The sequence below is a fragment of the Ruthenibacterium sp. genome, from assembly GCF_017421385.1.
GTDB lineage: Bacteria > Bacillota > Clostridia > Oscillospirales > Ruminococcaceae > Ruthenibacterium > Ruthenibacterium lactatiformans.
In genome coordinates this window covers 18,295-37,360 of sequence record NZ_JAFOIN010000030.1, presented here as the reverse complement: position 1 = coordinate 37,360, position 19,066 = coordinate 18,295, and the positions used below count along the sequence as shown (strand labels likewise).

26 protein-coding genes and 1 pseudogene are annotated in these 19,066 nt (G+C 51.9%); 4 read left to right on the top strand and 23 right to left on the bottom strand.

What is annotated here, in order from left to right; all coding sequences use genetic code 11:
* Nucleotides 1–186: 186 nt before the first annotated feature.
* The 20 genes from IIY41_RS03605 to IIY41_RS03510 form a co-directional block, all read right to left on the bottom strand.
* Nucleotides 187–537 (bottom strand): HNH endonuclease signature motif containing protein, encoded by a 351-nt coding sequence (locus IIY41_RS03605; RefSeq protein WP_287399725.1) that lies wholly within the window; start codon nt 535–537, stop codon nt 187–189.
* A gap of 396 nt (nt 538–933) precedes the next feature.
* Nucleotides 934–1,344: a hypothetical protein gene (locus tag IIY41_RS03600; protein ID WP_050004506.1), complete on the bottom strand. Its 411-nt coding sequence runs from the start codon at nt 1,342–1,344 to the stop codon at nt 934–936.
* A 400-nt stretch (nt 1,345–1,744) separates the two neighbouring features.
* Nucleotides 1,745–2,143 (bottom strand): beta-sandwich lipoprotein, encoded by a 399-nt coding sequence (locus IIY41_RS03595; RefSeq protein WP_481406493.1) that lies wholly within the window; start codon nt 2,141–2,143, stop codon nt 1,745–1,747.
* Between the two features lie 14 nt (nt 2,144–2,157).
* A complete protein-coding gene (locus IIY41_RS03590) occupies nt 2,158–2,358 on the bottom strand; it encodes a hypothetical protein (RefSeq protein WP_287399722.1) in 201 nt (66 codons plus the stop codon).
* Nucleotides 2,348–2,656 (bottom strand): hypothetical protein, encoded by a 309-nt coding sequence (locus IIY41_RS03585; RefSeq protein ID WP_287399720.1) that lies wholly within the window; start codon nt 2,654–2,656, stop codon nt 2,348–2,350. Before IIY41_RS03585 ends, IIY41_RS03590 begins: the two co-directional genes overlap by 11 nt.
* The gene (locus IIY41_RS03580; RefSeq protein WP_287399719.1) at nt 2,640–3,122 is read right to left on the bottom strand and encodes a hypothetical protein; all 483 of its coding nucleotides are present in this window, start codon (nt 3,120–3,122) and stop codon (nt 2,640–2,642) included. The genes IIY41_RS03585 and IIY41_RS03580 overlap by 17 nt, the downstream gene beginning before the upstream one ends.
* A gap of 192 nt (nt 3,123–3,314) precedes the next feature.
* The gene (locus tag IIY41_RS03575) at nt 3,315–3,761 is read right to left on the bottom strand and encodes a hypothetical protein (protein ID WP_287399717.1); all 447 of its coding nucleotides are present in this window, start codon (nt 3,759–3,761) and stop codon (nt 3,315–3,317) included.
* A 384-nt stretch (nt 3,762–4,145) separates the two neighbouring features.
* Nucleotides 4,146–4,604: a RusA family crossover junction endodeoxyribonuclease gene (locus IIY41_RS03570; protein WP_009323059.1), complete on the bottom strand. Its 459-nt coding sequence runs from the start codon at nt 4,602–4,604 to the stop codon at nt 4,146–4,148.
* 51 nt (nt 4,605–4,655) lie between these two features.
* The gene (locus tag IIY41_RS03565) at nt 4,656–5,345 is read right to left on the bottom strand and encodes a DUF6291 domain-containing protein (RefSeq protein ID WP_009323058.1); all 690 of its coding nucleotides are present in this window, start codon (nt 5,343–5,345) and stop codon (nt 4,656–4,658) included.
* Nucleotides 5,346–5,359: 14 nt separating this feature from the next.
* Nucleotides 5,360–5,896, bottom strand: a complete 537-nt coding sequence (locus IIY41_RS03560; protein ID WP_009323057.1) for a hypothetical protein — start codon at nt 5,894–5,896, stop codon at nt 5,360–5,362.
* A 1-nt stretch (nt 5,897) separates the two neighbouring features.
* Nucleotides 5,898–6,599, bottom strand: coding sequence for an MBL fold metallo-hydrolase (locus IIY41_RS03555; RefSeq protein ID WP_009323056.1), 702 nt, complete (start codon nt 6,597–6,599; stop codon nt 5,898–5,900).
* 12 nt (nt 6,600–6,611) lie between these two features.
* Entirely contained in the window at nt 6,612–7,712 is a 1,101-nt protein-coding gene (locus tag IIY41_RS03550; protein ID WP_009323055.1) for a hypothetical protein, read from the bottom strand.
* 6 nt (nt 7,713–7,718) lie between these two features.
* Nucleotides 7,719–9,677, bottom strand: a complete 1,959-nt coding sequence (locus tag IIY41_RS03545; RefSeq protein WP_009323054.1) for an ATP-binding protein — start codon at nt 9,675–9,677, stop codon at nt 7,719–7,721.
* A 10-nt stretch (nt 9,678–9,687) separates the two neighbouring features.
* A complete protein-coding gene (locus tag IIY41_RS03540) occupies nt 9,688–9,990 on the bottom strand; it encodes a hypothetical protein (RefSeq protein WP_009323053.1) in 303 nt (100 codons plus the stop codon).
* Complete coding sequence (locus tag IIY41_RS03535) at nt 9,987–12,416, bottom strand: hypothetical protein (protein WP_287399711.1); 2,430 nt, start codon at nt 12,414–12,416, stop codon at nt 9,987–9,989. Before IIY41_RS03535 ends, IIY41_RS03540 begins: the two co-directional genes overlap by 4 nt.
* Nucleotides 12,413–12,739, bottom strand: coding sequence for a hypothetical protein (locus IIY41_RS03530; protein ID WP_287399709.1), 327 nt, complete (start codon nt 12,737–12,739; stop codon nt 12,413–12,415). Before IIY41_RS03530 ends, IIY41_RS03535 begins: the two co-directional genes overlap by 4 nt.
* Nucleotides 12,730–13,257, bottom strand: coding sequence for a helix-turn-helix domain-containing protein (locus IIY41_RS03525; RefSeq protein WP_205506322.1), 528 nt, complete (start codon nt 13,255–13,257; stop codon nt 12,730–12,732). The genes IIY41_RS03530 and IIY41_RS03525 overlap by 10 nt, the downstream gene beginning before the upstream one ends.
* Nucleotides 13,254–13,520 (bottom strand): hypothetical protein, encoded by a 267-nt coding sequence (locus tag IIY41_RS03520; RefSeq protein ID WP_205506323.1) that lies wholly within the window; start codon nt 13,518–13,520, stop codon nt 13,254–13,256. Before IIY41_RS03520 ends, IIY41_RS03525 begins: the two co-directional genes overlap by 4 nt.
* The gene (locus tag IIY41_RS03515; protein ID WP_205506324.1) at nt 13,501–13,692 is read right to left on the bottom strand and encodes a hypothetical protein; all 192 of its coding nucleotides are present in this window, start codon (nt 13,690–13,692) and stop codon (nt 13,501–13,503) included. Before IIY41_RS03515 ends, IIY41_RS03520 begins: the two co-directional genes overlap by 20 nt.
* A 12-nt stretch (nt 13,693–13,704) precedes the next feature.
* Complete coding sequence (locus tag IIY41_RS03510; protein ID WP_009323048.1) at nt 13,705–13,902, bottom strand: helix-turn-helix domain-containing protein; 198 nt, start codon at nt 13,900–13,902, stop codon at nt 13,705–13,707.
* A 274-nt stretch (nt 13,903–14,176) separates the two neighbouring features.
* Between IIY41_RS03510 and IIY41_RS03505 the strand changes: the two genes are divergently transcribed.
* The 4 genes and pseudogenes from IIY41_RS03505 to IIY41_RS03490 all read left to right on the top strand — a co-directional run.
* Nucleotides 14,177–14,563, top strand: a complete 387-nt coding sequence (locus tag IIY41_RS03505) for a helix-turn-helix domain-containing protein (protein WP_205506325.1) — start codon at nt 14,177–14,179, stop codon at nt 14,561–14,563.
* Nucleotides 14,550–15,134, top strand: coding sequence for an ImmA/IrrE family metallo-endopeptidase (locus tag IIY41_RS03500; RefSeq protein WP_287399704.1), 585 nt, complete (start codon nt 14,550–14,552; stop codon nt 15,132–15,134). The genes IIY41_RS03505 and IIY41_RS03500 overlap by 14 nt, the downstream gene beginning before the upstream one ends.
* 39 nt (nt 15,135–15,173) lie before the next feature.
* Nucleotides 15,174–15,827 (top strand): TM2 domain-containing protein, encoded by a 654-nt coding sequence (locus IIY41_RS03495; RefSeq protein ID WP_287399703.1) that lies wholly within the window; start codon nt 15,174–15,176, stop codon nt 15,825–15,827.
* A gap of 21 nt (nt 15,828–15,848) precedes the next feature.
* Nucleotides 15,849–16,919: pseudogene (locus IIY41_RS03490) on the top strand (recombinase family protein); the annotation flags it as partial.
* 714 nt (nt 16,920–17,633) lie between these two features.
* Here the strand turns inward: IIY41_RS03490 and IIY41_RS03485 are convergent.
* From IIY41_RS03485 to IIY41_RS03475, 3 genes are all read right to left on the bottom strand, one after another.
* Complete coding sequence (locus IIY41_RS03485; protein ID WP_050005344.1) at nt 17,634–18,173, bottom strand: rubrerythrin family protein; 540 nt, start codon at nt 18,171–18,173, stop codon at nt 17,634–17,636.
* Nucleotides 18,174–18,542: 369 nt separating this feature from the next.
* Entirely contained in the window at nt 18,543–18,833 is a 291-nt protein-coding gene (locus IIY41_RS14070; RefSeq protein WP_353806295.1) for a Type 1 glutamine amidotransferase-like domain-containing protein, read from the bottom strand.
* The gene (locus IIY41_RS03475) at nt 18,739–19,047 is read right to left on the bottom strand and encodes a hypothetical protein (protein ID WP_287399700.1); all 309 of its coding nucleotides are present in this window, start codon (nt 19,045–19,047) and stop codon (nt 18,739–18,741) included. The genes IIY41_RS14070 and IIY41_RS03475 overlap by 95 nt, the downstream gene beginning before the upstream one ends.
* Nucleotides 19,048–19,066 lie beyond the last annotated feature (19 nt).

The window sequence follows — 19,066 nt, the reverse complement described above, 5'->3', positions numbered from 1 at the left end:
CACAGCTATCTATGCTGGTTGCCAGCACACCCGCAAGTGTTTTGAGCTGTTTCAGCCGGTCACCCCGGGCGGTTACACTTTTCATCTTCACGATTTAAACCACCCTTTCAAAAATTCCCTGTGTGTAAATCGGCGCTGGACGGCAAAGGGGGCGCTTGGCCCTATGGGGAGGGGTACCTCCCCACCCTACCATTCGCCGTCTTTGACTGTGGGCGCCTTTGTGATTTTTGTACCTGTATTTGCTTCAAAAAAGTTTATCTTATTACCCTTTTGTGCATTACAAAAATAGTGTGCAGGCTGCAGATTCGTCCAGTCCTCTGCTGCTGCTCTAGGAGAGGCATATCCGAATGCTTTCCACTTTGAAATTGGTCTAATTTCGTCAATGACGAAAGAAAGTGGATGCGAGGAATCAGAAGGCTCATCATAGTGAATTGGACCGAAACGGCCCTTGCATATGCCGCACTCGGCCTCCATCGCTTTAAATCTGGCACGATACTTACGGCGCAACGAGCCGTTTGCATACCTGGGATTGCCCAACACGCGCCTCCTTTCGTGGCATAGGAAAGGCCCGCACGTTGCCATGCGGGCCTTGAAACTTCTGCCGGGCCTGTTCCCCGGCCGTCAACCGAATCCATTTTTACGATACTCGTATCGGTGTCCTTTCTCAATCTGCAAAGCAGAAATACAAATATGGGTTTGGTGGGTGCCGCGCCCTCATGCGGGCGGAACACCCATGGGAGGCTCCGGCCTAGTGGAAAACAGGCCGGAGCTTTGAATGGGCAGCAGACTACTGGTGCCGCCGTCTGCCGGGGCGGCGAGAGAATAAGGAGGGCGGCTGCCACGCCGCATCGAATCGCTCGGCTTTTGTCTCGCTTTTCGACATTTTCATCATACACCAGCAAGCTTGCAATGTGAATAATGCAAAATAGGGCGTTATAGGGCAATATGAGAAATCGCTCTATCGTGTATTCTTTTCGCTCGATAAACTGCCGCGTCATCCGCTTCTTGGTACATCCCCCATGCAACCTCTCGCCATGGAGTGGGCCTGCAATGATCTCCGTCCATGTACCGCAATCGTACAACCTCACGTTCCAGAGGATCTTTCAAAGCATGCACAGCGTTCTTGAGTATAAAGATTTCCTTCTCATTTTCGGCAATAATCGGGCGAATTTCTTTCTCGTACTCTATGTATCGTTCTACCGCCACAGCTATATGGCTACCGCCGCCCCCTGTATGCTGACTTCCATCGTATTCTCGCGCTGATGGAATCTCAGCTCCGGCTTTCATCCGTGCCAGGCGTTCACGGCGGTTTTCGTTTTCCTTTTTCAGCGACAGATATTTCATCAGCCGCTCTTTTTTCTCCTCAGCCTCCGTGATTTTCGCCTCCTCGTGCTATCTTTTCAGAATCCAGAATGATTCACGGTATAGCGGTCGAGTATCCGCATTTGAGAGCAGCATCAGAGTGGCCCAACCGCGTGGTGATATATACTCCACACGGCCCTGACGTGGTAAATTATCGGCCTTGAACTCTGTGTACCCTTTGCGATATGTCATCGCTGGATAAATTACATCTATAACAGCATCTGCAGTTGCATTTTCTATATACGCAACCGGTGGAACCGCCAGCGGGCGAACGGATTTCATCGCCCATCCCTCCCCGCGGCAAGGCAGGCCAGCGTGGCCACAACCGCCAGTGCGACGGCCAAGACCGCCAGATTTATCAAGATTTGCATGGGACGACCTCCTATTCAATTGTGGAAATCTCAGGGAGCCACATTTTGGGGTTGAAATTCAGCGTGTACTTATACTGGTTGACATCTCCAGATGTGACATCTTCCACCACATAGGTGACATTATCGCTCAGGCCGATAAAGTGCTTTTTGTACTCGCCGTTTTCGTCTTCAACCACAATTTCCAGCTGGTTATCTTCTGTGTCTGCCGTAATGCTCATTTTGCCTGTCATCTGGAATAGCACATCGCCTTGCAAGCAGTTTATTACTGTCACCTGCCGGATATCGTTGAAATTGTCTGCCTGCTGTGATAGGTTGTAGGACACGCGATCTGCTTCGGTAGAGCAGCCGGTCAATGCCATCACAATTAACCATGCCATCATCAATAAGGCTACAACAATTCCATTTTTCATATTTTTCCTCACTTTCATTTTGCGGCCACCGTGGCAAGTTCGCCTATGAGATTCGTGTTGTCGATTTTCTCTTTGGTGAGTTCAGATTTCAAACGCTCAATTGCATCAGCCGCTGCTGTTAAATCATCCGCAAGGCACAAAGGCGTTTCCCACTCGTTGCATCGCGCCCACTCTGCATTTTCGTGTAAGCGCTCCCAAAGCTCTTTATCTGTCATGGTCGGCCTCCATTTCCATCTGCCCGTCACATCCTATAACCTCTTGAGTTATACCTACTCTATAAAAAATTTGCTTCGCCGTATCCGATACCATCGGTTGCGGCACGTGTTCACCATACAGCCCACAAGCCACCCACTTTTTGGCCCAATCAGCTTTGCTGCTGTGGAAACCTCCATAGGCTTTGCATTTACGTAATTTCTTCCTCCCTCTGATAACCTCTACAAGATTGCAACACGTTCCGCATGTATTTTTATTTTCTCCAAAATACACATGCATGAGTTCAATCGGTTTGCTCATGCTCTGCCTCCATTTCCTCCAGCGCGGCCTCGGCGGCTTCGCGGGTCAGTTCTGCCGTTTGGCCAATAACTCCATATGTCCCGTGGTTCCCATTATAATTTTGAGCCTTCACCTGCAAAACGCCATCGCGGCCAATGTAGAAACCGTCGCAAACATCTTCCTCATATCCTGTAATTTTATACCGACCAGTTCCCATAAAAACAGGATCCCCAACACTGCACGGTAGCACCACAATCCGCCCCTCTTTCTCCGCCTGCGCCAGCTCGCGGAGGCGGCCGGGCGTCACGCCAAGTATCTGCCCAGCTAATTTTAGTGTGGCGTCCTCGTTAAACGCCTTTTTCATATCCTCCGGCTCCAGACCGATTTCCTCATAGGCGGCGAGGCGGTCAACCCAGTCTCCACTGTATTCTGTATCGCCAATTTTAAGCCGCCATTTCCCACCGTCAAAGTATGTATATCTTTCCATGTAAATCCTCCTACCATCTGCGACCATCAACAGGTTCAAAGCGATTCTGGTCGAGCCAATAATGCGGGCATTCTCTTAATCCGTATAAATACGCCAGGTACTCTTTTTGTACATTCGCATTCCCGCATCCAATGCCTCCGCCGTACAGGCATGTGGAGCAATTCCGCGGAACTTTTTTAAACTCATGTACTGCTATTTCTCGCATTGTGAACCCTCCCGGCGCTGGCCGTCCCCGAGCATCAGCTGCCCGTGCTGGTACGCCTGATACAGTGTGCGGCCCTTACCATCCGTCATGTACGGCAAAAACACTTCGTCCACCTGTACGTTGCCCGCCTCTACAAACGCCATCTGCGCCAGTATCCAATCTCGAATATTCCTCCATGCCGTGCGCTCCGCCTGCTCGACGTCCGGTCGAATTTTCTGCCGCTCAAAAGCAGCCATAACCCCCGGCGTGTTTGCAGGAAGCTGAAACAGCATCCCGCCTTGCGCGGTTTGCAAACCAAAAGTAATTCCTACGGGCCGTCCCCGGTCGTCATAATCCACCATGATTTTTCGCGCGCCGTTCCGGGCAAGCGCGCCCTGTATTTCTCCCAGGCTTTCGAATACGTCTATTTTTGTGGTGTAGTTCTTAATCGGCATATCCACGCCTCCATTTCTTTCCACCGCAATAAAAAAAGTGTTCTGTAGGGTCCCATTCGTCGATGAGTGGTTGCACGATAGCACCTGCTGAAGTCTCAAGATCACAAACATGATCTCCATCGCCACAATACAAGAAGTGTTCGCAATTGAAGCAGCTTTTTGCTACATCCTGTCTTCTCCCAAGTCGCGTGCGTTCTGAGTGGCAACGTTTTTTCTTACTCATGGTCGGGATGCTCCTTCCGCACGACTTCGACGATATAATCGCCCGAAGTATTCCCGGGCTCACATTGGATAATCGTTGCGCAAATGTCCTCCTGAAGACGATTTACATCGCGGTTTATATACTTCGTACCCCAAATTTCGATTACGCTATCTTCTCTGGATTTAACCATGATGTAATCCCTCCACTACTTCCTCCTCTGGTTCGAGATCCCCTGATACACGCACCACCAGACGCTCCGGACTTCCGTACCGCTTAGCCACGCGCAGCTCTACGATGGCACTGTCATCGCGGTAGGCTACACCGTTCAATGCATCGGCTACAGCTTTCACGATATTATCCATGTCCGGCTTACATGTGGGACGGAGGATATTCTGGCTACACAATGCAGCCTTTTTCTTCGGATAGGATTTGGGTATTGCAAAATATGCATTTACCTCCAAGATAATCGGCGGCACGAAGCGAACACCGGCATGTCTCTGCTGGTAACAGAGCATGATTTTGTTTTCATACGAAGCCGTGCCGGCGGGGGTGTACATGCGGGCATGTCCGCCTACAACACTGGCCCGGGGGCGCCCTTTGCCCTGTGGTTTTCCCGGGACCTCAAAAATTACTCTTTCCATACTGTCCTCCTTGACGATACCCGCCCGGTGGTTGGCCGGGCGGGCGCTGTATTATATCTTTCCGGGGCGGCGATCAGGCTGGTGACGCTGCGATTCAATGCTGCTCACAATGTAATCGGGAGAACTGCATCCTTTTTCGTAGGCGATGGATATAGCGTCCAGGACCATTCCCAGCTCCATACCATCGGCGGCAGCAAGGACCTTTCGTTCCTGCTCGGGCTTTATGTCCTTCACCACCTCACGGCAAAAGGCGACGATCTCTCGTTCTCTCTCTGACCAACCATCGTCGAATCCGTCGTCGTTCGCGTATGCGTGCGCGTGCGCGCGTATACGACGATTGTTATTGTTATTGTCTTTGTTATTGTATTTGTATTTGTATAGCTGGACTTGCTGGTCGGTGCTGGATTTGCTGGAAAGTGCTGGTTTTTTGCTGGTTTTTTGCTGGACAAAGCGTCCGTTTTCATCTTTTTCTGCAGAAGCAGCCCTGATGCGTCCGGCCTCCCGGCGCTTTTCAACAATTTCCTGTCGGCGGATTTCAGCGCGCATCGAATTGTCTGCGATAAAAGAAAATGCCATATATACGTTCCCATCCTTTGGGAAATCGGGCTGAGTACCATCGCGGCCATACACCAACAGCGCCATAACCAGAGCGCCGACCTGTTCCAGAGACAACAGCCCAAGCTGTTCAATATACGAATAAAACATCGGGATGTATTTTGATTTTTCGGCGTCGTCCGGCATTGTTCGTCCTCGCTTTACTCGTTATCGTTGCCGCTGGCGGAATCGTCCGATGCATCCGCCTGTGCGGCCGTAGGAGCGCTGTTTCCATCGGCTTCGTTCTCATCGGCAAGAATTTCCCCGTCTCCTATGGCCTCAAATTCGGGGTCCTGCGTGTAGGGTTCATCCGCATCGGAATTGTGCAGCTTATCCGCCATTTTTTTTGCTTCCAAAGTGTCGATGAAGAAAACCTTCAGGTAATTGAAATATACCTTTTCCGCGATGGTGCGCAGTTTGTTCTGCAGGCGCTTACTCAGAGACAGGCCCCCCTCTTTTCCCGGGTTGAGATATACATCGCCATCCACAAAAACAAATGCCAGTGCGGAGCCTTTGGTGTTATATCCCACAGGGTTGTCCAACATGCTCATCTGGCCATCCATGGTACCGTCCGGCGTTATGATGATGCGGACCGGATACTTGTCCCGAAGAAATTTATACGTAAACCCATTTTCGGCGCAGACATTCTCTAATTTTTTCAGTTGAGCGTCCAACTGATCGTGCTCAATGTATGCCATATTATATTTCCTCCTCTGCAATGATGATTCTTTTTCCGGTGGCCGCGGCGACGGCCCGGCGCATAGCGTCGGGGTCGCCGTGCCTGCGACTTATATGGAGCAATCGGATGTCTTTCACGCGGCTCAAGTTCTGGTGTGTCAGAAAAGCGATACACTCCTGTAAACTCAGGTGGTTGTCGATTATACGCTGTGCCTGATATGCGTTGGTATCCGCCATGCTTTCGGTTCCCATGTGGTTGCATTCAATCAGAATGTGGTCAAGCGGCGGAAAAGTATCTTCGGCGCGGCTCGTATCTGTCAAAAATACTAGGCGCTCACCGGTGCGAATGGATTCCAATAACCACCCCAACGGCTCTGCGACATCGTGGTATGTCGACATTGGGAGCACGGCAAATGTCCCAATGTCAACCCGCTGTCCGTGCTGTACCCGATGATACCCAGCGCTTTCATGTATTCCTAAGAATCCGGCCGTCCCCTCGCTGCAGTAAACCGGGATGCCGCGTGCCATCACGTCGTGAACCGCCCGTGCATGGTCGCCATGCTCGTGTGTGATGAGACAGGCGTCTACCCGGGAGAGTGTGAAGCGGCTCCGTCGCATCAGCTCACGCATTGAGATACCGCATTCCAACAGGAGTGTGGTGGTTCCATCGCCCACCAGATATGCATTGCCTGTGCTACCGCTGGCCAGTGTCTTTATTTCCATACAGCCTCACCGTTAAAACGGAGCGGTGGTAACGGGCGGAGCCGCCGGGGCCGCCTGCTCTACTTTGCTGGTTGGCTCCACTGGTGCAGGTGCAGGCTCGGAGCGGGGCGGTGCCGCAGGCGGCATTTCTACTTCTTGCGGGCCGGATGGGAGAGCATCCATATCAGGAATTTCACGATATTCGGCGTCGATGGTGTTGTCGGATTCCGATACCGCCATGCTTTTGTAGTAGGCGGACAAGGAAAGTTCATTTGCAAAATCCTTCGGGATAGGCTTGACCGCATTGTTGCGCATTTTACGCAAAATCATCCGCTCACGGCTCCCCTCCATCCAAGCGGGGGAAATGTATGGCTTCAGTTCAGGAATGTCGAGGATCTCGTCGATGTCCCTTCCATCCATCAGAGCTTTCAGCTCGGACTTACGCGCATCAATTTGATGTTTCTGCTGTAGCGTGGCCTTGTAACGGCTTTCTGCAATGCCGAAGGTTTCGTTCATCATGTTGTTGTTGATATGGGCGACCAAGTTCGCACGGACTTCAGCGCGCTCACTGATGAAATAGCGCACGGTGCCGTCCGTGAAGCGTACAGGATAGACGACGCGGGCATATTTTCCAGTGCCGCAGCGTTTCCAGGTGGGCGGCTCTACGTCGATTCCGTGGTGTACGGGATAAGTAAATTCATCATCTACATGAACATCCCAATATGGATATACCTCTTCGACGCCATGGCCAAAGTTTCTCAGAATGACGTCGTTGCCATCTCCCTCAATGCCCATTTCGATGGAGGTTGTCCAGTTCCCATCCGGCTGCTTTTTCTTGCGCGTCTGGAAATAACATTCCCGCGGTCTCGAAAATGCGTTCAAGCGGAGCGTAGCCACCTGCTGCAAAATTTGCATGATTTCACTTTTTTGAAGCGCGGAGATTCCCTCAAGGCCCGCTCCAACGGCTGTTTCGTGCATCATTGTCAGCGCGTTTTCCATGCATAGATGTTGATAAAGGTCCACCGAACCACCATTGGAAATCTGTTTTTCCACCAATGGGATGTATGCGGCCCCTGTTTTCTGTACGATAGTGCGATAATCCGGCATTTTTGCGATTCCGTTATTTTCCGCCATGATACTTTAATCCCCTTTCAGCCCCAGTTTTTCGCCGGGGATCACATTCAAATTGATGACCTGCATTTCATCCGGCAGTGTTAAATCGGTAACGCTCTCCCGGTTATCCAGGAACAGCGGGAGCGAAATGTCCGCCGCCCGGCTGAATGCCTGCACGATCTCCACGTTCGCCTGCATTTTGGACGCGGTATTCAGAGCACCGTATGGAACACCGTCCACCATTGCCTCGCAGACCTCTCGCAGACCGCCGTTTTTCTGCTGCTCAAACAGTTTGAAGCGCACCGTGGGAAAATGCTTGTTGACGCGCTCGGTCAGAAGTGTCACCAGCGTGCGGGTATATTCCTCGCACATAGACAGCCCGCGCTCCGCTTCCTCCAATTGATGAAGAGTGTCACGCTGTTCTGCTTCAAGCTCCTGGATACGGGTTTCGAGCGCCGCGTTGCGGTCGATTTCAGCCAGCCGTGAGGTCATTGCATCGGATTGGGCCTGCATGTCTGCCAGTTTCTGGCGCTTTTCCTGAACAACCTGTTCGGCCGCTTGGGCGCTGGCTTGGATTGCTTGCCGCAATTCTTCAGCCTTGGCTTTCAGATTCGTTTCCTCCGCATCCAGTTCCGCGAAAAGTCCCATCTGTGTTACAGGAGGCTTTTCCGCGATCACCATATCATAGGCTGCGGCTGCCGCCTTGGCGGCACGCTCACATGTATCCAGGTCCTCGCGCAAGCGTGCCGCTTTTTTCTCCATTTTCTCGACGTCCTGAGCGGCTTTGGCACCCTTGGCCGCAATATCCGACAACCGTTCAGATTTGGAAACATTAAAATTCTCCTGCGCCTCCTGCACCAGTTCCGCAGGCAATGCCTGTCCGCAGGTCGGGCATGTCTGCGCAATGTCAGGCACGGTCCCGTTCACTTCCACCCATTCAACCCGCAGACGGTCACGTTCAGCAGCTAGGAAGTCCCGTTCCCGATTCAGGGAACGAAGTTCCGCAGCAAGCGTTTCCACCCGGCACATTGCATTTTGTTTTTCACGGGTAGCGTCATCAACACGGCGGTTGTGCTCTTCCAGCCATCCCGCATTACCGGACGCCTCCAGCACGCGGCGCTTATTGGGGATCATCTCCAAATACTGCTGTACTTTTTCAAGTTCCTGCTGGTTGTGCCGCTGTACAGCGTCCGCCGTCGTGTGCTCGATCTCGTACTGCAGTTTGGCGATTTCAACATTGAGCTTGCTGCGCTCGTTTTTGACGGCCCCGGCGTCGGATACGGGGTGCAGCTGCTTTCGGTTTTCGTCGATGCGCGCGGGTAATGCCGACAGGGAATCCTTATACCGCTTACGGCGTTCTGTGCAGATCCGGGAAAATTCATCCACTGAATGCGTCCCCAGCATGCTTTCCAAATCGGAAAGCTCTGGATTGGCAGTAAATACGTCCGCCGGCTGCAGGCTGCCGAACTGCTCCAGCAGAAGGCGCCGCCGCTCTTTATAGTCCTTTGTCTGCTCCGAGAACCAGACTGCATTGAGCAGCAGCGGAAGCAACTTTTCCGGGAACACACCAAAAATGGCGGAGCTATATTCCCCTGCACTCACGGGAACTTCGTCGATGAAATAGCGCGTTTCGTCGCCGTTATATTCCGTCTCGGCGCTTCCGCGACGTTTCGTCCAGCGTTCGCATATGGAACGCTGCAGAACGAGCGTGTGCCCGTCCGGCATTGAGAGAGTAGCTGTCACCGTAGGACTGCAGCCGGACAAGCGGTTCCCGTCTGTTCCCAGCGGAAACACATTGTAATTTTCACGGCCCTGTGCGTCCTTACCGGTCAAGAGCCAGAGAAAAGCAGCCATCAACGTGCTTTTTCCCGTCCCATTGCCCCCCTGTACTGTGGCGCTGCGCCCGTCGGGAGTAAGTACAAAATTCTTTATGCCGCGAAAATTTTCGACGTACAGCTTCAGCAGTTTCACAACTTTCAACATCATTCACCCCTTTTCAACCAAGCGTCATTTGCGTGACCGCTTGAGGACGTGGCTGAGGAACCTTATCCGGCGGCAGCGGACCGTCGGTGATGTGCTTCAGCAGCGGGCGGATTTTCGGAGCAATCGTGTGTTCCTGCACGTCCACCGCCACGACTTTTGCCAAAGTACCGCCCAGGCGTGTGTCTGCATAGACGATATCGCCCACAGCAAGCCTTTTGTCCGCAATATACGTATATTCACGACCGCTGTATATGCCGGGCTGGTTTCGGTCAGCGAGCTGCACAGCGACATAATTTGTTTTGATAATAGTGCTCATTCTTGTTCCTCCTCGTCATCATCCCATTCGCAATCCACGATGCGGTTTGCAGCTTCAAGAAGCGGCGCCGCGGCACTTGAAAAATCTTCATCGGAAAGTTCTTTCGCAACTGCCCAAAACGAGGCCCGAATGCCGTTCAGTACCTGCGCAGCGTTTACTGCAAATTCCGCTGCCACCATATATGTGGCGCTCTCTGCACTGTCAATGATTTTCCGTGCGTCGTCCAGATCTTCCTGCATGCCACGCACTTGCGCTTGCAGCATAGACGTCATTTCCCGGGCTTTTTCACCGGCTCGACGTTCCACTTCGGCGGGGTCTGGCTCCTGGACCGCTACCTCCACAGGACGGGCTTCCAATTCCTTGATGCGCTCCTTGGCATCGAACAGCTCGCTCATCACCGGCCTTGTTTCCAGCGCGTCGGCTTTTTCCTGCGCATGCTTTGCCTGCGCCCGGGCTGCCTCCGCTTTGCCTTTTTCGGCTTCATAGCTGTGCAGCAGGCTTTTGTTTTGATTTTCCAGCGTTTTGATGCGTTCCAGCGCCGCCTGATACTGTTTGTGCGTCGTGATGTCGCCATCCTTGACGGCCTGCACCAGCTCGGCGGGCGCCGACGGCTTCGCCGTAGCGTAGAGCAGGGAGGGGGACAATTCTTCCAGCACTTTCTGTTCTCTGGGGGTGCTTTTGTCAAACATCGTCGATACCTGCAGGAGCTTGTAAGCCGTGCTTTTCCCAATCTGCATACTCTCGCACCAGCGGCGGAAGGTGTCCTCTTTCTGGGCGAATTGCCCGTTGTCCACATTGTGGACAACGGTGCCGCACAGCGTGTCGTGGGCGATGGCCACACCATCGGCCATCCGGCGCAGCCCTATCTCGGCCATCTTCTTACCGCCAGAGTACTCCCGTTCAGCCAGATGAAGATCGGCCACCGTCTGATCGTCCAGCCCGGAGTAGTCAAAGGGCGTGGCCTCCGGCTCCGCTTCCAAAGAGGCAGGCCCAGCAGCGGACAGGCTTTGTGTCGCACTGCCAGCATCCGCAGGGCAGCCGGGGGCCGGCAAGGTGTTTGCATCCGTCGGGGTGATCGGTGTTTCCACCGGCTCCGGCACAGCATTCCCGGCCGTGGTCGCAGCAGCATCCCCATTCCGGGCAGGTTGATTTTTGCATTTTTCTATTTCCTCCTCCAAGTAGGCCCTCAGGTCGTTGGCACTGCCATCTTTAAAGAGATGTTCGGGAACTCTGTGACCCAGTTTTTCATCAATTTGTCCCAGCCAGTAAATGCGGCATTCTTCCACTGCGTCTTTACATCCGAAGGTATAGCAGGCGATACTAAGAGGATGGTCTTGCTGTTTGCAATTTACATTTTCAATCCGCCTGCTGCCGATCAGGTGCGAGGTAACGCCTGAAAAGTAGGGGCAGCTGCTTGTTTTGTCTTTTACCAGCCTTTCGTCCGGACACGTCTCTTCTGCCGGCGCCGGACACTCTTCGTATGGTGCAAAGCACCCGAAGCCTCCGTCCGTCTTATCACATCCAGCCTGTGGGCATGAGCGGTCAATACAATCCGGGCAGCGACATGTGTCACAAGGTGAATACTCTTCTCCCTTGTCCACAACCTCCGGCGGCTCACTGCTCGCTGAACTGGATACCAGCTCCCAGCCGTCGCGTTTCGCACGGGCCTCTAAGCCCTCCTGCAAGTGCTCACGGTCACGGTAAACGGCGTTGGTATTCCATGTGATGTCGGGTTTCCATACGACGCTGTTCGCCGGATCTCGATACTGCATCGCATAAATGCCGTTTTCCGGCTGCGGGCTTACCCGGTACAGCCAGCCCGTGGCTGGGTCTCTGTATATCAGCATAGTTTTTGTCTCCTTATCCGTCGCGGCAGCGTCTTTGTGTGCCGCTGCCTTTCCCTGCTCAATATCGCGCAGGATTTTTTGCTTTTCTGCATCGGCGTCCATGTCTTTCCGGTGAAAGGTTTCATCGAAAAATTCAGCCCATAGGGCACGCTTCGCAGCAATTCCCTTTTTGTTTTGCGAGCAGGCAAGCGTATACCGATACCGACCTTCGTCTACATATTCCGCCGGCCGGATGCGGTCCCGGGAGAAGCCGCCGGAAAGCTCGCCATTGGGATAATGCTCTTTTACCCAATCGCTAACACGCTCCAGAAAATCAAAGTCCAGGCTTGTGATTCGGATGGTCGTTTTATCGTCAAGATGGCCGCGTAATTCCGTACGGTATTCCAAAGTTGGCGACATGCGGCATTCATACCCTTTTACGTCCGTAACCATTGCATGCCGTGTATGGTCCCATTCGGTCGGTCCCCAGGGCATCAGATACGGGCAGCCCTCGCAGCCCTCCGTCTCCCGGTTCCCCGTGTTGTCGGCATTTGTGCTTTTATTTACCGCCCGGCCGCACTTGCAGAGGTATCGGTTCAAAACCAGTCACCCCCGGGCAGGACGATGGACTTCTTCACGGCCTTTAAATCGTCCTCATACACTGCTGCAAGCTCATGGCCGCAGCGCCTGCAGAACACGACCGGCCCGCGCAGGAGCATGTCCATTTCCGGGATCATGCACGATATCGGCATGTCTTCGGGCGATATCTTGCCGCTGGTGATGGCGAAAATTCCGCTGGATCCGATTCGGTTTTCGCAGATATCGCCGCCGCAAAAGTGCTGCACTGCTTCGGTGGTGTCCAAGAGCGCCGGGATATCGTTAAATTTCGGGGCCTCGCCCGGGCGTAATGTAATTACTCGCATTTGGCATCCTCCTCTTTATCCGGATAAATAGGTTCGTCGCCATTGGGAAGTTTTGCAAATTTTGCTTTGAGCGTATTATCCGATACCGGAACGCCAACCAATTGAACGAACATGCGTTCTCTTGGCGTGTTGGCCCGCACACCGGACTTATTCAAGCGCTGTTCCATCAAAAGAAATGCCATGCGCTTGCTGGTTGCTCGTTGATAAAGTTTCACATCCGGACAAAATTCAGGCCACACGAGATACAAACATTCTCCGGCTTGGCTGTCGATTTCCGCATCAATTAACCAATCTACAGAAACGTCGAGACTATCTGAAATTTTCTCCAATTCAGTGAGTTTAATTTTGATCTTTACCCCTTCAATACTTTGCACGCGTGAAATGGGAGTGTTGAGCAAATCAGCAAATTGTTGTTGTGTTAGCCCTTTCATTTCTCTGGCCTGTACAATGCGATTAGCTATGTCGCAATAGAAATCGTATCCAACGCGTTCGGTAGAAAATGTTTCGATATACCTCATTGATGCATTCCTCCTTGATGTGTTACAATGGAGGCGGTCGTAGGGTTCAACTTGACCGCCTGGCGCTTGTCCGTGTTCGCAGCACGGGCGGGCGCCTCTCTTTTTGTCTGTTTGCTGTAGCTCCATGCTGCCATACCGAGCAGTGCCGCGATGGTGAACAATCCTGTCCAGGGGGCCGTCTGTCCGCTCACAATACCGTCCAAAACGGCAATGGAAAGAATCGCCACGGTTATGGCAGTCATTCTAAGTATCAGATGATTCATGTGCTACCCTCGCTTTCCTGCAAATGCCATCCAAATAATCTCGGCCGATTCGCAAAATCTCACGGCGCACCTGATCGGCGAGAAGCTGATGAAACGCGGCGTAATCTGCGGCGGAGGCAGGCTCCAGAACGTCCAATATTTCTCCGGTTTCCCGGCTGACGATCAGGCGCATGATATCCTCCTTTCAAGCGTGTGCTTTTTCTTCTTTGGCCCGGGTTTCATTTGCATCGTAAAACGCCATGATGTCATCCGTGCTGATTCGCAGCGTTTTTGAGCCTGCCAACTTGCTGGCCCGCAGGCGGCCGCTGCGTACCCACTCCCGGACAGTGTCGGGGGAGACCTTCATCAATTCTGCGGCCTCCTCTACGGTGTGCAGGGGCATTGTTCCACCTCCTTAAATGTCGATTTTTTGGCTTTTTCGTTGCCTTTTCATGGAGTATGCCTTGCTTTTTTTGGCGTTTTGTGGTAATTTGAAGTTGCTACATTCAATTTAATACGCAAAACACCTTTTCTTGGGGCATACTCCATGTAAGGCTGGTTTTTTGTTCCCTTTTTGCGGGGACATTCTTAGTATATCTAGCAAAACCTAGAATTTCAAGAGTTATTCTAGGATAAGCTAGATATTTGTTGCATTGTACAATGAATGGTGGGTAATTATGTTCAATTTCGACAGATTAAGAGCCCTTGCAAAAAAACAAGGAATAACCATTACGCACTTGTGTAATATCGTCGGAAAGAAGAACTCGTATATTGCAGATAGTCAAAACAAGGGGATAGCGATTCCTTTGGATGCCGTTGAAACTTGGGCTTCCGCACTCCACACAACCCCCGCCTATCTGCTGGGAGAAACAGATGATCCGTCAGAAGGCAAAAAAAATAATCCCGCCACCGCGCAGGATGCACGGCAACGGGATATAGTGGTTTTGACGCGCATGGCGTCGCAATTGCCTGAAGAAGATTACAATCGGCTTGTGAAAAACTTTGAGGATACCCTTGATATATATTTGAGAGCACGGGGGCTTGACCCGGATGACTATCGCTGATGCGCAATGCGTAGCTACATGGCTTTTACTTCAGCAGAACATCAATTCGTTGGCTACTGATTTACAGGGCATGGTGTTCGCAGGCGCTTCGATTCTGATGGATACAATACAGGGATATTGTTCAAAAACGGGAATGCCTCTCTCGGAATTTAAAAGTCGTGGACAGCTTTTGGACGGTACCAGCGTGCCCGTAGGGCCGGGATGTCTTGTCCTTTACAACCATGCTCTGCCCGTTGGTCGCCGCCGTTTTACAATTGCGCACGAGTTAGGACATGTTTACCTTGGCCATAAGCAGCGTGGCGTCCAGCAGGAAAATGAAGCGGATTGGTTTGCTGCACAGCTGCTGATGCCTGAATGCATTATGATGGAGCTGTGGAGCCGGAATGGATGGCTGATGCAGCATGAGGTGTCTGACTGGTTTATGGTGTCGGGCGCGGCGGCACGGCACCGCATTGGTGAGATGCAGCGCAAGCGCTGGTATCACATGGGCGAGCAGGAGCTGGAATTGGTGCAGCGCTATTTGCCTTACATACAGGAAGAAATCGAAAACCAGTATCTTGTATCGGTGTGAAAAAGAATACTATTTTATTGACAGGAAGGAACGGGCAAGATGACACCAGCAACAAATTTTTTCGTAACGCTATTTTTAGGCTTTTTTGGGATTCATAAATTTATGGCAGGCAAAGCTGGCCTTGGTGTTTTATATTTATTTACTTTCGGCCTCTTTGGTATCGGATGGCTTGTTGACGTAATTAAAGCCGGAATGCAATGGTACGAAAATAAGTGTGTGCCCGTTTTGGGGCCGATAAAGGCATTGCCAGTTATTTCTGCGCGTGGCCTCGTCCTCAAAGATGGAGAATTTTGCTGTTTTCAAAGCCCGGCACAAAATTTGAAGGTAAAAAATGTTGTAACTGGGCATAGAGGTGGCGGATCTGGAGTAAGTGTCCGTGTAATGAAGGGAGTAAGTATTCGCACTGGAGGAGGAGGAAGCACGGCTATTAGGGAAAATGTTGCGGAAAAGACTCCTGGTACATTTTACATTACCAATAAAAGAGTGGTTATGATTTGTCCCAAAGGCGCTTTTGATAAACCTTTCTCAGCTTTGTCTGGAATAGATGCCCACCGTGACGGAATTTCTTTCCAGTTTGGTTCTAACAACTACACCGTCCTTTTAAATAATGCAGCATATGCAAGTCGTATTTTGGAGGCAGCAATCAACGGAGTTCCAGCTGCCGATGAACTGGTTTCTTCGGCCGAAGTGTAAGTGCAATATGAGACGGATTAAATGGAGGGTAATGGGATGAACGAACAAAATAAATGGCCCATTGCTGATATTTTGGCCCGGTACTCAACAGACAATCAGAATCCCGTGACTATCGACGTTCAGGTGGAAAAATGCCGTGAATGGTGTGAGCGCAATGGTTATCAGGTGGGAAAAATATTCTCCGATGAAGCTGTTTCTGGCATGAAGGAGACCCGTGCCGGTTATGAAGCCTGTATGATGCACTTGGGCATGGGCGGCGCGCAGCTTGTGGTTGTTTATGACCAAAGCCGTATGTTCCGCGAATTTACCGAGTGGTTTCAGTTTCGGAAAGACGTGGATATGCTGGGAGCACGGGTGGCCAGTGTGACGCAGCCAATGGTGGGAGGAGATCTTAAAGACCCCGCCGTATTCATCAATGAAGCTGCAACAGCGATGCTCAATCACGCGCAGGTTCTGATAACGCGCCAGAAAACAATAGATGCGCTGAAGCATAACGCCCGGGAGGGCAAATCCTCCGGCGGTAAGCCGCCCCTAGGATACGATCTTGACAAGGACAAAAAGTATGTGGTCAATGAGCATGAAGCAGAGGCCGTGCGCCTTGTGTTTCAACTATTCGCACGGGGATTCAGTTACGGAGAAATCATAGACGAATTGAACAGCCGAGGATATCTTACAAAACGAGGCCAACCGTTCGGGAAAAACTCCATTTTTGACCTGCTCAAAAACGAAAAATACATCGGCCGCCTTGTTTACGGCGCCACCAAGGCGCAGGCGGACGGACGATGGAATAGTCACGCCAAAAGCAAAGAGGACGCCATTGTGGTTGAGAACGGTGTGCCGGCTATCATTGAACAAGAATTGTGGGAGCAGGTACAGTCCCGAATCCGAACACGCAAGGGGGCCGGCGGGAGATACAGTGCCAAGCGCGAATATCTGCTCACGGGTCGTGTATTCTGCGGCGACTGTGGCGCCAGCATGGTGGTGATGGGAAGCAAGGCATCCGGTTACCAATACTATGAGTGCAATAATAAGAGGCGCACACATACATGCAAAATGAAGAATGTTCGTACGGAGTGGCTGGAACAGACGGTCGCGGCCAGTATTAAGCAGATGCTGACTGAGCCGGCCAATATTGAAATGCTGGTTGATGCAGCACGCGACCAGGAGCGGCAAATCACTACCGAATACGATACGCGTCGGGCAGAGCTGGCATCCCGGTATACGCGCGTATGCCGTCAACTGGAAAATGGTGTTAACGCGCTTTTGGAAGGCGTGGTTAGCTCGGAGCTGAAAGAAAAGGTCAGGCGCTTGGAAGAAGAAAAGGCAGAAATCGAAGCAGAAACGGCAGAGCTGAATCAATATAAGGGCTATGTAGGGCTTGACGACGCTACGATTCGCCGCTGTGTAGAAAATGTGGCGAAGGTAGATATTAACACGTCCGAAGGATTAAAACTTATACTGGCCGTTGTAAGCCGCGTGAATATACACACTGATACCATCGAGATTAAAACATTGATTTCTATGGATGGAACAGATCCTGACCCAACGAAATCCAGACCGCAGCACCTGGAGTTGTTTCCTTCAGAAAGCGCAAGCGGTGAAAAGTACCATACAACACCCGAAAACGGGTCGGGTCACCAGATGAAAACCGCACTGTACAGCCAAAAACGGTTGTACAGTGCGGTTTTTTATGCATTTAAAATGCTGCGACAACGAAATGAGAACATCTTTTATGCCCTGTTCGTTTCCGTGCCGTCCAAACAGACCCGCATGGCAGGAAGAAAGGGCATGCTGCTATTTTTTACTTCAATAATTTTCCGCCTTGATTTCGGTATAGCTCTGGGAATGCCCGCATACAGGGCAAACTTCCGGCGAGCATGCGGCATACGTTACGTTTCCGCATACCATGCACACCCACACGGTGGGGCGCCCCTTACAAAAAACCTGGCAGTCCTCAATGTTGGCAGCCAGCTTGTTGTAACGCTGTTCATGCGTTTTTTCAATGTTCCCCACGCGGGTGAACAGTTCCGCCAGCTCCTCAAAGCCTTCACAGCGGGCGGTACGGGCAAATTCGGCATACATCTCGGTCCATTCATAGTGTTCCCCGGCTGCCGCGTCCCGCAGGTTTTCCAGCGTGCCGGGCACTTCGCCGCCGGAAAGATGCTTAAGCCAGATCTCGGCATGTTCCTGTTCATTGCGGGATGTTTCATCAAAGATGTTCCCCATCTGCTCGTAGCCGTCTTCCCGCGCACGCAGCGCATAGATCTTATATTTTGCACAAGCGTGCAGCTCGCCCGAAAATGCGGTCTGCAGATTTTTCCACGTCTGACTGTGTTGCAGTTCCATGGTCAATGCCTCCCGTTATATTGATGTGCCGCAAGACGGCAAAGCGCCGTCAAACCATTGTATGCGGCGGTACCCGGTTCTGACCATGCGCACGGGCACCTTAAAAGGACGGGACAGAAAAAGCCCTGCCAGATCCCAAAAGGATCTGGCGGGGCTTCAGCATTTGGAGCATTGTTCCCGGCAAGCCGCCTCACATCGAAAGAGGCGTTCCTTCGACACGCGGGCCGTCGGAATATAAAAATACGGTCTGCCGTCGTCGGTGCGCAGCAGAGGGATAACGGTCTCCTGTTTATAAGCCTGTGTGCGCTTCCTCAAAATGCTCAAAACGCGGCAGGAATCTGTGATAATGGGGCAAGATTTCCACGTCTGTCAGACAAAGCCCGGTGGTGTCCAACAAGCCGGCGGATTTATCATTTCCGGTGTGCAGCGGGCGATGAATGCAATGGAACACTGCATTACAAAGCGGCCGGCGCTGCAGCCGATCAGCCGTTTTTCATCCTTTAAAAATTCCTCCAATATTGATTCTGCGCCGCAGGCACGCCAGCTTTTCAGCAAGTAAAACGGATTACCGCCCAAAAAAGACGGCCGCGTTATAGTCGGCAAAAGACCGTGCCGGACTGTCGTCAAAATCGAAATACTCTGCCGCAAGGCCAAGAGCATCCAGTTCCTTTAAACGTTGGAATACATGCCGGTCCTGCTCTTTATAACCCAAAGAGGCCGTAGTGACGAGTGGGCCCATTGCATCCACGGGCGTACCTGAATGCGGACCGCCTTCAGCAAGGCGGGAGAAGTAAGGGAGTTGAACGATAAAATCAACATTGTGCTCCCCTCCCCCCGTGAACAGCAAAATGAAATTCAATTCTTGCAGGTACATGGACCGGACGCTGCAGCTG